Source organism: Agromyces bracchium, from assembly GCF_009709675.1.
Classification (GTDB): Bacteria; Actinomycetota; Actinomycetes; order Actinomycetales; family Microbacteriaceae; genus Agromyces; species Agromyces bracchium.
On sequence record NZ_WMLB01000023.1, the window covers coordinates 143,365 to 157,196 of the forward strand.

15 protein-coding genes are annotated in these 13,832 nt (G+C 71.9%); all 15 read right to left on the bottom strand.

Annotation, left to right across the window (positions count from 1 at the left end):
• Positions 1-24: 24 nt before the first annotated feature.
• Positions 25-210 (bottom strand): hypothetical protein, encoded by a 186-nt coding sequence (locus GJ743_RS10180; RefSeq protein ID WP_155051819.1) that lies wholly within the window; start codon positions 208-210, stop codon positions 25-27.
• A 109-nt stretch (positions 211-319) separates the two neighbouring features.
• Entirely contained in the window at positions 320-1,450 is a 1,131-nt protein-coding gene (ispG, locus tag GJ743_RS10185; RefSeq protein ID WP_155052013.1) for a flavodoxin-dependent (E)-4-hydroxy-3-methylbut-2-enyl-diphosphate synthase, read from the bottom strand.
• A 116-nt stretch (positions 1,451-1,566) separates the two neighbouring features.
• Positions 1,567-2,358: a hypothetical protein gene (locus GJ743_RS10190; RefSeq protein WP_155051820.1), complete on the bottom strand. Its 792-nt coding sequence runs from the start codon at positions 2,356-2,358 to the stop codon at positions 1,567-1,569.
• A gap of 123 nt (positions 2,359-2,481) precedes the next feature.
• Positions 2,482-3,561 carry an alpha/beta fold hydrolase gene (locus GJ743_RS10195; protein ID WP_155051821.1) on the bottom strand — a complete coding sequence of 360 codons (1,080 nt, stop codon included), beginning with the start codon at positions 3,559-3,561 and terminating at the stop codon, positions 2,482-2,484.
• Between the two features lie 106 nt (positions 3,562-3,667).
• The gene (locus GJ743_RS10200) at positions 3,668-4,324 is read right to left on the bottom strand and encodes a CoA transferase subunit B (protein ID WP_196216977.1); all 657 of its coding nucleotides are present in this window, start codon (positions 4,322-4,324) and stop codon (positions 3,668-3,670) included.
• A 1-nt stretch (position 4,325) separates the two neighbouring features.
• The gene (locus GJ743_RS10205; protein ID WP_155051822.1) at positions 4,326-5,099 is read right to left on the bottom strand and encodes a CoA transferase subunit A; all 774 of its coding nucleotides are present in this window, start codon (positions 5,097-5,099) and stop codon (positions 4,326-4,328) included.
• A gap of 33 nt (positions 5,100-5,132) precedes the next feature.
• Positions 5,133-6,059, bottom strand: coding sequence for an alpha/beta hydrolase (locus GJ743_RS10210; protein WP_230386704.1), 927 nt, complete (start codon positions 6,057-6,059; stop codon positions 5,133-5,135).
• Positions 6,056-6,838: a 3-hydroxybutyrate dehydrogenase gene (locus GJ743_RS10215; RefSeq protein WP_155051824.1), complete on the bottom strand. Its 783-nt coding sequence runs from the start codon at positions 6,836-6,838 to the stop codon at positions 6,056-6,058. The genes GJ743_RS10210 and GJ743_RS10215 overlap by 4 nt, the downstream gene beginning before the upstream one ends.
• The gene (locus tag GJ743_RS10220; RefSeq protein WP_155051825.1) at positions 6,835-7,497 is read right to left on the bottom strand and encodes a TetR/AcrR family transcriptional regulator; all 663 of its coding nucleotides are present in this window, start codon (positions 7,495-7,497) and stop codon (positions 6,835-6,837) included. The genes GJ743_RS10215 and GJ743_RS10220 overlap by 4 nt, the downstream gene beginning before the upstream one ends.
• Positions 7,494-9,074, bottom strand: a complete 1,581-nt coding sequence (locus GJ743_RS10225; RefSeq protein ID WP_155051826.1) for a class I adenylate-forming enzyme family protein — start codon at positions 9,072-9,074, stop codon at positions 7,494-7,496. Before GJ743_RS10225 ends, GJ743_RS10220 begins: the two co-directional genes overlap by 4 nt.
• On the bottom strand, positions 9,067-10,155 hold the full coding sequence (locus GJ743_RS10230) for a branched-chain amino acid ABC transporter permease (RefSeq protein ID WP_155051827.1): 1,089 nt from the start codon (positions 10,153-10,155) through the stop codon (positions 9,067-9,069). The genes GJ743_RS10225 and GJ743_RS10230 overlap by 8 nt, the downstream gene beginning before the upstream one ends.
• Complete coding sequence (locus tag GJ743_RS10235; protein WP_155051828.1) at positions 10,152-11,027, bottom strand: branched-chain amino acid ABC transporter permease; 876 nt, start codon at positions 11,025-11,027, stop codon at positions 10,152-10,154. The genes GJ743_RS10230 and GJ743_RS10235 overlap by 4 nt, the downstream gene beginning before the upstream one ends.
• Positions 11,027-11,755, bottom strand: coding sequence for an ABC transporter ATP-binding protein (locus tag GJ743_RS10240; protein ID WP_155051829.1), 729 nt, complete (start codon positions 11,753-11,755; stop codon positions 11,027-11,029). Before GJ743_RS10240 ends, GJ743_RS10235 begins: the two co-directional genes overlap by 1 nt.
• Positions 11,752-12,507, bottom strand: coding sequence for an ABC transporter ATP-binding protein (locus GJ743_RS10245; protein WP_155051830.1), 756 nt, complete (start codon positions 12,505-12,507; stop codon positions 11,752-11,754). Before GJ743_RS10245 ends, GJ743_RS10240 begins: the two co-directional genes overlap by 4 nt.
• Positions 12,508-12,556: 49 nt before the next feature.
• Positions 12,557-13,753: a substrate-binding domain-containing protein gene (locus GJ743_RS10250; protein WP_155051831.1), complete on the bottom strand. Its 1,197-nt coding sequence runs from the start codon at positions 13,751-13,753 to the stop codon at positions 12,557-12,559.
• Between the last annotated feature and the right edge of the window lie 79 nt (positions 13,754-13,832).

Below are 13,832 nucleotides of genomic sequence, written 5' to 3' on the forward strand. Positions count from 1 at the left end.
ACGGCCGGCACGCCGCCCCGAAGATCACACGTTCCCGTCGAGGTCCTCCTCATCCTCCATCGCGAACTCGTTCAGCTCGGTCTCGACGGTGTCCGCCTGGTCGGCGACGTCGCCGTCCGCCGCCTCGGTGTCGTCGGTGCCCTCGTGCAGCGTGCCCATGCCGTCCGGGTAGCCCGCCTCGTCCGGGTACTCGTATCCATCGCCGCTCATGGTCTCCCCCTCCGACGGCACCGCTGCCGGGCGCCGCTGCCCGACAGACTACGTCCGGCGGCCGGGCGCGGACAGGGGTTGCGGCAGTGGCCGCGAGGCATCCGCTCGGCTAGGACGTGACGACCGTCGGAGTCCCGACCGGGGCGTCCACGCCCATCTCGTCGGCGATGCGGTTCGCCTCGGCGATGAGGGTCTCGACGATCTCGGCCTCGGGCACGGTCTTGATGACCTCGCCCTTGACGAAGATCTGCCCCTTGCCGTTGCCGGATGCCACGCCGAGGTCGGCCTCGCGCGCCTCGCCGGGGCCGTTGACGACGCAGCCCATGACGGCGACGCGGAGCGGCACGCTCATGCCCTCGAGTCCGTCGGTGACGTCGTTGGCGAGCTTGTAGACGTCCACCTGGGCGCGGCCGCACGACGGGCACGAGACGATCTCGAGCTTGCGCTCGCGGAGATTCAGCGACTGCAGGATCTGCAGGCCGACCTTGACCTCCTCGACCGGCGGCGCCGAGAGCGAGACGCGGATGGTGTCGCCGATGCCCTCCGAGAGCAGGATTCCGAACGCGGTCGCCGACTTGATCGTGCCCTGGAACGCGGGCCCGGCCTCGGTCACGCCGAGGTGCAGCGGCCAGTCGCCCCGCTCGGCCAGCATGCGGTAGGCCTTCACCATCACGATCGGGTCGTTGTGCTTGACCGAGATCTTGAAGTCGTGGAAGTCGTGCTCTTCGAACAGGCTCGCCTCCCACACGGCCGACTCGACGAGCGCCTCGGGCGTCGCCTTGCCGTACTTCTGCAGCAGGCGCGGGTCGAGCGAGCCCGCGTTCACGCCGATGCGGATCGAGACATCCGCCGCCTTCGCGCGACGCGCGATCTCGGCGACCTGGTCGTCGAACTTGCGGATGTTGCCCGGGTTCACGCGGACGGCCGCGCAGCCCGCGTCGATCGCCGCGTAGACGTAGTTCGGCTGGAAGTGGATGTCGGCGATGACCGGGATCTGGCTCTTCTTCGCGATGATCGGCAGCGCCTCGGCGTCGTCGCGGCTCGGCACCGCGACGCGCACGATGTCGCAGCCCGACGCGGTGAGCTCGGCGATCTGCTGCAGGGTCGCGTTGATGTTCGGCGTCGGCGTCGTGGTCATCGACTGGACGCTCACCGGGGCGTCGCCGCCGACGAGCACCTTGCCCACCTTGATCTGGCGCGACTTGCGTCGGGGGGCCAGGACTTCGGGGACCTTGGGCATTCCGAGATTCACAGCAGGCACGTCTTCGAGTCTACGGCCGGGCCGCTGGGCGGGGCCTCCATCGAACGGATGGCTCGTGCGCCCCGCCCGACTGACTGGCGCGTGGGCAGTGCGCCTCACGCGCACTCCTCGGTGGACGGGACCGGGGCGCCGACGCGCGCGACGAGGGCCTCGTCCGCCGTCGGACGGAAGTCCACCACGATCGGGATCGAGTAGGCGCCTCCGTCGACGTTCACCCCCGTCAGCTCGACGAAGTCCACGTATGGTCCGGAACAGCCCGTCGGGTTCGTCACGAGGCCCGGCTCCTCGAGGACGTCGGACCATGGATCGCCCGCCTGGATGCCCTGCTCCGTCGTGAGCTCGACGCCGACGGCGCTCGGACTCGTGAACTCGATGAGGAACCGCGGGTTCGTGATCGAGTACTCGACCGGCTCCCACCGGTCAACGTGGCGCTGCTCCCAGAGCACCAGCCCCTCCCAGCGGTACGAGGTGTTCGGCGGGAAATGGCTGCTGCCCTCGTGGTCCTCCGCGATCGGGGTGGTCCCGACCAGCTCGGTGAATGCGCTCACGACCTCGGCAGGGTCGTCGAGGTAGGCGTACTCCTCGACGACGGCGCCCGCGGCGTCGCGCAGCTCCACCGCCTCGGGACGGGCCACGATCGTGGTGACCGTCGCCTCGCCGTCGACCTCCCCCGCTCCTGCGGGCGGCGTCGAGGCGGCGGGGTCCGCGGTCGCCGACGGCGGCGCCGTGGCCTCCGGCGGCGTCGCGGCGCACGCGCCGAGGAGCGCCGCGACGGGCACGAGGACCGCACCGGCCATCGCGACGCGCACCGCTCGGCGCCGATCGATCCTGCCGGGTCCTCCGCCGAGCGTCGGAGGGATGTCGCGTGGGGACGCGCGTCGGGTCATGGCTGCTCCTCGATCGAAGGTAGGGAGGTGGGGAACCGCCGGCTCCAGCATGGCAGCGGGGGTGCGCCCGTGGGCGCACCCCCGCATCACGACTCGATCACGACTCTCGCCATGACCGGCGACTCAGCCCTCCGAACCGCCCTCGCCGACGACGTGCAGGACGAGCTCGGCGACGAACCGCTCGGGCTCCTCGAGGAGCGGCGAGTGCCCGCTCGCCTCGAACACGGCCTCGCGGTACGTGCCGCCCCGCCCGGCGTAGGTCTCGAGCACTGCACGGGTCTGGGCGATCATCGGCTGGGCAGGTGCGACGTCCTCGCCCGGCCAGCCGGGGATCACGCCGAGCGCGCCGAGGTGGTTGAGGTCGAAGAGCGATGTGTCGGACACGATCACGTCGTTCGCACCGCGGATCCACAGGATCGGCGGCTTGGCCTCCAGGTCGACGATGCCGCTGACGTCGAACCGGGTCGGCGCCATCGTGTTGAGCACGCCCCGCGTCCCGGGCGCGAAGCCCGGCCAGTTCTCCGACGGCTGCGCATCGCCCGGATAGTTGTCCTCGCCGATCGCGGTCGTGAGCATCGACTCGACCCAGCGGTCGTCGTGCTCTGAGGCGAACCCGGGCGTCACGTACGTGCCGAGGTACACCGAGCGCGGCGACGACGGCGCGTCGGAGGTCCGATCGCCGTCACGCAGCCGGGCGATGAAGTCGGGGTTCGCTCCCCCGCCGCCCGAGCCCGCGGCATCCGGTGTGAGCAGGCGGCCCGCGGCATCCGTCGCCCCGAAGCCGTAGGGCGAGACGGGGTTGACCAACGTGACGGATGCCACGGGCAGCTCGTGCTCGATGAGCGCCTGCATCACGACCCCGCCGCCCATGCTCCAGCCGACCAGGTGCACCTCGTCGAGCCCGAGCGCGTCGACCACGGCCGCGACGTCCTCGGCGTAGTCGCCGAGACCGCGCGTCGCGTCGACCGGGCGCACCTCGCTGCCGCCGAATCCGCGAAGGTCGACGGCGAGCGCGCGGACGTCGGCCGGCAGGGCGAGCATCGTCGGCTGCCAGAACAGCGACGACGACACGTTGCCGTGCACGAACAGCACGGTCGCGCGCGGGGCGTCGGCGTCCGCGGCCGGACGCTCGAGCACCTGCGCGGTGTAGCGCGGCGTCGCGAGCTCGTGCACCACGATGCCGGGGAGGATGTGATCGACCATGACGGGTCCTTTCGCGAAGTGGGGTCTCGATACGGCCCTGGCGGGCCTACTCGACCACCGGGAACGGCTGGCGGGCCTACTCGACCACCAGGAACGGCTGGCGGGCCTACTCGACCACCAGGGCGATGACGCCCGTGGTGTCGAGCGCGGGCTCGGTCTTCTCCACGACCTCCTCGACGCTCACCCCGGGGGCGAGTTCGACGAGCTTGAGCCCCTCGGGGGTCACGTCGATGACGGCGAGGTCGGTGATGATCCGGTCGACGACGCCCTTGCCGGTCAGCGGCAGCGAGCAGGAGTCGACGATCTTCGCCGAGCCGTCCTTCGCGACGTGCTCCATCAGCACGATGCGCTTGCGGGCGCCGTGCACGAGGTCCATCGCACCGCCGGGGCCCTTGACCATCTTCCCCGGGATCATCCAGTTCGCGAGGTCGCCGTCCTTCGACACCTGCATGGCGCCGAGGATGGCCGCGTCGACCTTGCCGCCGCGGATCATGCCGAAACTCGTCGCCGAGTCGAAGTACGCCGCGCCCGGCAGCACCGTCACGGTCTCCTTGCCGGCGTTGATGAGGTCGGGATCGACCTGGTCCTCGGTCGGGTACGGCCCGACGCCGAGGATGCCGTTCTCCGACTGCAGCACGACGGTCACGCCGTCGGGCACGTAGTTCGGCACGAGCGTCGGCAGGCCGATGCCGAGGTTCACGTACGAACCGTCGGCGAGCTCCTTCGCCGCGCGCGCGGCCATCTCGAGGCGGGTGAGCGCCATCTCAGTTCTCCTCTCGCACGGTGCGTCGTTCGATGCGCTTCTCGATGTCGCGGCCGACCTCGACGATGCGGTCGACGAAGATGCCCGGCAGGTGCACGGCGTCGGCGTCGATCTCGCCCGGCTCGACGAGCTCCTCGACCTCGGCGATGCAGATGCGGCCGGCCATCGCGCACAGCGGCGAGAAGTTGCGGGCCGACTTGTCGAAGACGAGGTTGCCGTGCCGGTCGCCCTTCAGCGCGTGCACGAGCGCGAAGTCGGTCGTGATGGCCTCCTCGAGCACGAACTCGTGCTTTTCGCCGCGCACCGTGAAGGTCTGCACGGGCTTGGCCTTCGACGCGATCGCGATCGACCCGTCGGCCGCGTACTTCTGCGGCAGGCCGCCCTCGGCGACCTGGGTGCCGACGCCGGTCTGCGTGAAGAACCCGGCGATGCCGGCGCCGCCGGCGCGGAGCTTCTCGGCGAGCGTGCCCTGCGGGGTGAGCTCCAGCTCGAGCTCGCCCGAGAGGTACTGCCGCTCGAACTCCTTGTTCTCGCCGACGTACGACGAGGTCATCTTGCGGATCAGGCCTGCGCCGAGCAGCACGCCCAGGCCCCAGTCGTCGACGCCGCAGTTGTTCGAGACGACCGACAGGTCGCCGACCTTCCGCTCGAGCAGCGCCTGGATCAGCACCATGGGGATGCCGCAGAGCCCGAACCCGCCGACGGCGAGTGACGCGCCGTCCGGGATGTCGGCGACGGCCTCCGCGGCCGATCCGACGGTCTTGTCCAATGTCATCGTGTGACCTCCTTGTCAGTGACGGCGTTCGCGTCAGCGATGTCCGACGGATGCCGCGGCGTCGGCCTCGGCGAGCCGCGGCGCGACCACCGAGGCGACCTGGGCCGCGCCGGCATCCGTCATGACGATCGTGTAGTGGTTGAGCCCCGCGACCTCGGTGACGCGGAGCGCCGGCATCCGTTCTGCGAACGCCGCCACCCGCTCGCGAGGGTACAGGGCTTCGGGCTGGTCGAGGAGGCCGCGCTCGGCGCGGAGGAAGTCGACCGGTGCCGGAAGCGCGAGGAGGTCGTCGACGTAGCCGTCGCCGCCGTCGAGTTCGAGCACGTTCTCGCCGACGGCCTCGGGCACCGACGATGAACGCAGCTCCGGCGCGGCGCCGACGAGGTCGTAGGCGACGTAGTCGGCGACGCGCTCGTCCCAGGCGGGTCCGATCGCCGGATGCGCCTTCCAGAACTCGTCGTAGGCCGCGCCGTCGGCGAAGCGCATCTCGAGCCGGGCGATGGCCGGGCCGAGCACGGCCGCGGCGACCTCCTCGGGCGGCAGGCCCTCCGGGTGCGGGATCGGCAGCCCGCCGTCGACGAGCACGACGCCGGCGACCCGGTCGGGGTGCGCGGCCGCGAGGCGGACGGTCACGAAGGCACCCATCGAGTGGCCGACGACGAACGCCCGTTCGATGCCGAGCGCGTCGAGGAGTCGCACCTGGTCGTCCGCGTGGTCGCGGAGCGACCACGGGCCCGGCAGGTCGGCCGAGCGGCCGCGACCCCTGAGGTCGGGCGCGACGATGCGGCGCCCCGGCAGCGCATCGGCGACGTGGTGCCAGGCCCGGTGGCTCGCGGTGATGCCGTGGACGGCGAGGATCGGGGTCCCCGCGGCATCCGCTCGCCACTGCCCGCCGGCCAGGCGGCCGCCGCGGACCGGCGCCGAGCACGGCACCGGCGTCGAGAATTCCGTGCCGGTCATCGGGCGCTCCATCCGCCGTCCATGGTGTAGCTCGCGCCGGTCACCATGCGGGCGTCGTCGCTCGCCAGCCAGCCGACGAGGCTCGCCACCTCGGCGGGCTCGACGAGCCGCTTGATCGCGGACTCGGTCAGCATGACCTTCTCCACGACGTCCTCCTCGGGGATCCCGTGCACGGTCGCCTGGTCGGCGATCTGCTTCTCCACGAGGGGCGTGCGCACGTATCCGGGGTTCACGCAGTTCGACGTGACGCCGTGCGGGCCGCCCTCCAGCGCCGTGACCTTCGAGAGCCCCTCGAGCCCGTGCTTCGCCACGACGTACGCCGACTTGAACGGCGAGGCGCGGAGCCCGTGCACGCTCGAGAGGTTGATCACGCGGCCCCAGCCCCGCTCGTACATGCCCGGCAGGGCGGCGCGGATGAGCAGGAAGGGGGCCTCGAGCATGATCCGCAGGATCAGCGAGAACCGCTCGGGCTCGAACTGCTCGATCGGCCGCACGTGCTGGATCCCCGCGTTGTTGACCAGGATGTCGGCCTCGAGGCTGAGTTCGGCGAGCGCCGCCGTGTCGCCGAGGTCGACCTGCCAGGCCTCGCCGCCGATGCGCTCGGCCGCCGCGGTCGCCGCCTCGCCGTTGAGGTCGGCGATCGTCACGTGCGCGCCCGCCGCGGCGAACGCCTCGGCGCACGCGAGCCCGATCCCGCTCGCTCCACCCGTGACGATCGCGCGGCGTCCGGCCAGAGCCGTCGATCGGCCCGGTGCCGTCGATCCGGCCAGTCCCGTCATGAGTCCTCCCCTTCGCTGCGGCGATCGCCCCGTCCGAGGGCGCCGCCGATGAATCGCATCATCTCGTCGAGCACGTGCTCGGGAACCGCGTCGGTGCCCGACGCGGTCGGGTCGGCGTCGTCGCCGGGCCCGCCCGCCCCGTTGCCCCAGAGCACCCAGCGCATGCCGATCATCTCGCCGATGCCCATGAGCGCCCATGCGGCCACGGTCGGGTCGATGTCCGAGATCTCGCCGTCCAGCTGCGCCTGTCGCAGCCCGTCGATGTAGCCCTCGACGATGCGCGTGTAGTGCAGGCGCAGCGCGCCCGGCGAGACGAACTCCGCCTCGCGGACCACCCGGTAGAGCGCCGGGTGCTCGGCGGTGAACCGGAAGAACGCCGCGAAGCCCTCGCGCTCGGCCTCGAGCCGGCTCGTCGCGCCGCGCGCGCCCTCGCTCATGGCGTGCCGCACGCGCTGGTTGAGGTCCTCCACGAGTTCGTCGAACACGTCGAGCTTCGAATCGAAGTACAGGTAGAACGTGCCCTGGCCCACGCCCGCGCGCTCGGTGATTCGCGAAACGGATGACTCGGTGTAGCCGTGCTCGGCGAACACGTGCTCGGCGGCCTCGAGGATCCGCCGGCGGGTCTGCTCGCCGCGCGCGGTGCGCGGTGCGGCGCTCATGCGCCCACCCCCTCGGCGGTCGCGGCAGCGGTCGTCGACTCGGCCTCGCGGAGGCGCGCGGCCCGTTCGGCGAGCACCCGGCGGAGCGTCTTCGCCGCCGTCGAGCGCGGGATCTCGTCGATGAAGCGGATGTCGCGCGGGACCTTGTAGCCCGCGAGCGAGCCGCGGGCGAACTCGGCGAGCTCGGCGGCATCCGTGATCGCACCCGGTCGGAGGACGACCCAGGCCGAGCCGACCTCGCCCCAGCGGTCGTCGGGCACGCCGACGACCGCGACGTCGGCGACGGCGGGATGCGCGATGAGCACCGACTCGACCTCGGCCGGCGAGACGCCCTCGCCGCCGGAGATGTACACGTCGGTCAGCCGGTCGACGATCGTGAAGTAGCCGTCCGCGTCGCGACGCACGAGGTCGCCCGTGTGCAGTCGCCCGTCGCGGAGTGCCGCGGCCGTGGCATCCGGATCGCGGAAGTAGCCGGCGAACACGCCCGGCCCCGAGACGAGCAGTTCGCCCTCGGCCGCGCCCTCGAGGAGCTCGCCGGTCGCCGGATCGGCGACCTCGACGTCGACGTGCGCGTACGGCAGTCCGGCCGACCCGACGCGCTCGCGCGCCTCGCGGTCGGGCAGGCACAGCACGTTCGGCGACGCCTCGGTGAGGCCGTAGCCCTGGGTGAGGGCGACGCCGCGCGCGTGCCAGGTGCGCAGCAGCGCCGGTGGCATCGGCGCGCCGCCGACGACGGCGTGACCGAGCCGGGAGAGGTCGGTGTGTGCGAAGTCGGGGTGCTGCGCGAGGAACAGGTAGTTCGCGGGGACGCCCATCATGGTCGTGATGCCGCGCTCGGCGACGAGGCGCAGCACGCGCCCCGGGTCGAAGGTCCGCTCGAGCACGACGGTCGCGCCCGACCACCAGGCGAGCAGCGGCTGGATGTTCCAGCCGCCGACGTGGAACTGGGGCATGACCGCGAGCACCACGTCGTGCTCGGCGATCGCGATCGTCTTCGACAGCGACAGGTTCGTCCAGAAGCAGTTCGCGTGCGTCAGCATCGCGCCCTTCGGCCTGGAGGTCGTGCCCGAGGTGAAGACGATGAGCAGCGTGTCGTCGTCGCGCACGTCGGTGCGGGTCGACGGGGTCTCGCCGCGCGCGCCCGGATGCGGGACCCGCCGCTCGACGCCGTGCGCGCCGAGCGCCGCGACCGGGATGCGCTGCGCGAGCCGACCGAGGGTCGCCCGCGACAGCGTCTGGAACTCGTCCTCGACGAGGAGCAGCACCGGATCGGCGATCTCGAGCTGCTCGGAGAGCTCACGGGGCGAGAGCCGCCACGACAGCGGCACGAGCACGAGCCCCGCCTTCGCGCACGCGAAGAACAGCACGACGTGGTCGGCGCTGTTGCCGGTGATCGTCGCGACCCGGTCGCCGATCGCGTACCCCGCCGTGCGGAACGCCGCAGCCAGCCGCCCGGCGCGCTCGTCGAGCTCGCGGTACGTGATCGCGACGCCGCGGTCGTCGATCGCGATCGCGTCGGGGGTCGTGCGGGCGCGGTCCGAGGTCCAGCGCCCCAGGGTGCAGGCTCCGTCAGGCATCGACCGTCTCCTCCGGTTCGGCCGGGTGCTGCTTGCGGCCCGTCGTGATGCGGGCGGGCAGCCCCGCGATGCCCCCCGGCAGGAACAGCACCACGAGCACGAACAGCGTGCCCAGGATGAACAGCGGCTCGGACAGCGGGACCCGGAGGATGTCGGGCAGGGCGGCGATCGCGTCCGACCCGGCGAGCGCCGTGAGGCGCTGGTCGAGCAGTGTGTAGACGATACCGCCGACGATCGCGCCCCAGCGCGCCCCCACTCCGCCGAGCACCACGATGACGAGCAGCGTCAGCGTGAAGTCGGCGGTCGCGATGCGCGGCGCCGCACCCGACTGCAGCAGCAGGTACCCCATGCCGGCGACCGACGCCAGCACCGACGCGGCGATGAAGACGAGCAGCTTGACGTTGTACGGCCGCAGGCCGATGACCCGCACGCGCAGCTCGTTCTCGCGGATCGCCTCGGCGACGTGGCCGGCCCGGCTCTTCTCGACCCAGAGGACGATGAGGTACACGAGCACGAGGATGCCGAGCGCCACCCAGTAGAGGTTGCGCGTGTCGACGACGCCGACGAGCTCGGGCGGGACGTTCGAGGTGTCGAGCGCGAGGCCCTCGTCGCCGCCGGTCGCGCTGCCCGGGTTCCGGCGGATGAGCACCGAGCCCGCCTGGGCGAACGCGAGGGTCACCATCGCGAACGAGATGCCGGTGACCCGGAGCGCCAGCGCGCCGACGGTCGCCGCGAGCACGAACCCGAGGACGAGCGTCACGGCGATCGAGACGGTGAAGACGAGCGCGCTCGGCCACTCCGCCGGGCCGAACGCCTCGAGCGTCATCGCGAGCCCGTACGCGCCCGCGGCGAAGAACAGCGCATGGCCGAACGACAGGAGCCCGGCGAGGCCGAACATCATGCGGTACGTCAGCGCGAGGGCGGCGATGAGCAGCGCGAACGCGAGCAGCTGGAGCGTGCCGGGCGTGTAGGTCGGGCCGGGCAGAACTCCCGGGATGTCGATCGCGAGCAGCGGCAGGACTGCGAGCGCGACGACGAGCAGGATGCCGCCGATGACGAGGCGGAGCGACTTGGCGGTCATGCGGCCTTCCCCATGAGTCCACGCGGGCGGATGAGCAGCACGGCGGCGAGGAGCACGACGACCACGAGGTCGCCGGTGCCGCCGAGGTAGAAGTTCGCGAACTGCTGCAGCACGGCCACGAGCACCGACGCGATCGCGGCGCCCGTCAGCGATCCGAGCCCGCCGATGACGGTGACGATGAACGCGAAGATGAGCAGCACCGAGCCGAGGTGCGCCGAGACGTACCCGTAGTAGACCGAGGCCAGGACCCCGCCGAGGCCGGCGGCGGCGCCGCCGATCGCGAACACGAGCGTGAACGAGCGCCGCACGTCGATGCCGAGCGCCGTGACCATGTGCCGGTTCTCGACGCCGGCGCGGATGATGAGGCCGTACCGGGTCTTCCTCAGGAAGAGCACGATTCCGCCGAGCACCAGTGCCGCGCACGCGATGAGCACGAACCGGTCGTTCGGGATGCGGGCGCCGAGGATCTCGGTCGTCTGCGTGAGCCACGCGGGCCGGTCGGTGTAGATCGGGTCGGTGCCCCAGATGCCCTCGAACAGCGCGACCGCGGCGAGCGAGATGCCGACCGTGACGAGCGCCTGCTCGATGTGCCGCTCGTAGAGGCGGCGGATGATGAGCACCTCGGTGAGCACGGCGACGGTCGCGCCGACGAGGATGCCCACGAGCGCGGAGATCACGAGTCCGGTCCACGTGCCGTCGGAGATCCGGCGCCCGGCCTCCCAGCCGAGGAAGGCGGCGATCGTGAGGAACGCGCCGTGCGCGAAGTTCAGCACGCCCATGAGGCCGTAGATGAGCGACAGGCCGCTCGCGACGAGGAAGTACAGGGCGCCGAGGCCGAGCCCGGTGATGACGAGGAGGATCAGCGTGTCCATCAGGCGGCCTCCCGTTCGTCGTGCACGCCGAGGAAGCGCTGGACGCGGTCGTGATCGTCGAGGAGTTCCGCGGCCGAGCCGGTGAACACGACGCGGCCGCTGCTCAGCACGACGACGCGCTCGGCGAGCCGGCGGACGACGAGCAGGTTCTGCTCGACGAGGAGGATCGGGGCGGTGCGGGCGGCCTCGGCGAGCGCGTCGGCGACCTCGTCGACGATGCGCGGGGCGAGTCCCTTGGTCGGCTCGTCGACGAGCAGCAGCCGGTTCTCGTTTACCAGTGCGCGGGCCAGCGAGACCATCTGCTGCTGACCTCCGGAGAGCGTGCCGGCGCGCTGCTCGCGTCGGGCCTCGAGGTCGGGGAACAGGGATGCCACGAGCTCGCGCCGCGGCGACCGGTCGCGCTCGGCGAGCCGCAGGTTCTCGGCCACCGTGAGCGAGCCGAAGACCTCGCGGTCCTCCGGCACGTACGCGACGCCGCGCTGCACGATGCGGTGCGTGGGCGCCCGGTCGATGCGCTCGCCGGCCAGGCGGATCTCGCCCGTCCGGTCGATGAGGCCGAGGATCGACTTGATCGTCGACGTCTTGCCGACGCCGTTCCGGCCGAGGAGCGCCGTGACCCCGGTCGCCGGGACGTCGAACGAGACGTCCTCGACGACCTGCTGGCCGGCGATCCGGCCGTACAGGTTGCGGACGCTCAGGATGGGTTCGTCCGCGACGGGCCCGCTCATGCGGCGGTCCCGAGGTAGGCGGACTGGACGGTGGGGTTCGCCATGACGGCCTCCGGGGAGTCGGCGGCGAGCAGTTCGCCGTGGTGCATGACGGCGACCCGGTCGGCGAGACCGAGAACGACGTCCATGTGGTGCTCGACCATGAGCACGGTGCGCCCGCCGCGATGGAGCCCGCGGATGACCTCGGTGAGCGCCGGGACGTCGGCCGAGCCGACGCCCGCCATGGGCTCGTCGAGGAGGATCACGCGGGGCTCCATCGCGATGAGCATCGCGATCTCGACCTTGCGCTTCTCGCCGTGCGACAGCCCCGAGGCGCCGGCATCGGCCCGGTGGGCCATGCCGACCTCCTCGAGCGCCGCGAGGGCACGCCGGGTCGCGGCATCCGTGCGCCGGGGGATCCGGAACACGGATGCCGCGCGGCCCTCGCGCGCCTGGGCGGCCAGCCGCACGTTCTCGAGCACGTCGAGCGCCGGGAAGAGGCTCGAGGTCTGGAACGTGCGGCCGAGGCCGGCCGCGGCACGTCGGTGCACGGGCTGGGCGGTCACGTCGGCGCCCGCGAGGCGCACGACGCCCTCGCTGGGCCGCAGGACGCCGGAGACGATGTTGAAGAGCGTCGTCTTCCCTGCGCCGTTCGGGCCGATGACGCCGAGCATCTCGCCCTCGGGCACCGTCAGCGACACGTCCTTGAGGAGGAGCGCGCCGCCGATGCGGAGGGTGACGTGCTCGAGTTCGAGCGCCGCGTGGTCGGTCATGATCGCGAGTGCCTTCGGTTCCTGGTCGGTTCGGGTCGGATGGCCCGGCTCAGCCGGCGACCGGCGGGGCGACGGTCTCGGCGTCGACGGTCTCGATGAGCTCGGGGGCCCATCCGTCGGCACCCTCGACGAGCTTCACCTGGTACATCGGCTGGATCAGCGCGTGGTCCTCCTCGCGGACGGTGACCTCGCCCTTGACCGACTCGAAGGTCCAGCCCTCGAGCGCGTCGATCATCGCGTCGACGTCGTCGCCGCCCTCGCGGACCGCCTGCACGATCATCTGCGCGGCGACGAAGCCGTCGACCGAGAACAGGTCGGGCACGGCCCCCGCCTCCTCGAGGCGCGTGATCATCTCGTCCTCGATCTCGGTGCCCGCGGCGCCGCCGAAGTAGTGGTTCAGGAACGAGATGTCGGCCGAGGCCTCGCCGTAGGCCTGGTAGGTCGCGACGTCGCCGAGGCCGGTGACGACCGGCGCGGCGTCGAACACGCCCTGCTGCTGCAGCGCGGTCCACATGGCGCCGGAGGACGCGCCCGCCCATGCGACGAAGATCAGGTCGGGCTGCGCGTCGATCAACTGCTGCGCGAAGGGGGTGAACTCGGTCGCGTCCTCGGCGACGAGCACGCCCTGCACCTCTGCACCCTGGCCGCCGAGCACGGCCTCGACGCCGGCGAGGTTGCCCTGGCCGAACGCGGTGTCCTGCGCGAAGACGACGACCTTCTTGCCATCGGGGTCGCCGATGAAGGTGCCCGCGGTCGCCACGTCCTGGTAGGTCTGGCGGCCCGAACGGAAGGTGTAGTCGTTCACGCCGGTGATCGCGTCGGCGGCGGCGGGACCCGAGATGTAGAGGATCTCGTTCTGCTCGGCCTGCTCGGCGAGCGAGGTCGCGATGCCGGAGACGACGGTGCCGGCGAGGACCTGGGTGCCCTGGCCGATGAGGTCCTTGGCCTTCGCGACCGCGGTGTCGGGGTTGCCCTGGTCGTCCTCCCAGGTGATCTCGAGCTCGCGGCCGTCGACCTCGCCGGTGCCCTCGGTGGCGTAGTCGAGGCCGGCCTCGAAGCCGGCGGTGTAGGCCTCGCCGTACGCGGCCAGTGGACCGGTCTGGGACGTGATCATGCCGATCGCGACGGGAGCGGCGTCCGCCCCGTCGGCGTCGCCTCCCCCGGAGGTGGTCGGCGCGCAACCGGACAGGGTGATCGCCGCGGCGGCGACGAGCGCCGGCGCGAGGTACTTCGGTGTAACTCGCATGCTGTGAGCCTCTCTGAGTGACGACGGTGTCAAACCTGACAGGTGGTTCAGGTCTCAGGAACGTACACTAGAGTCGATC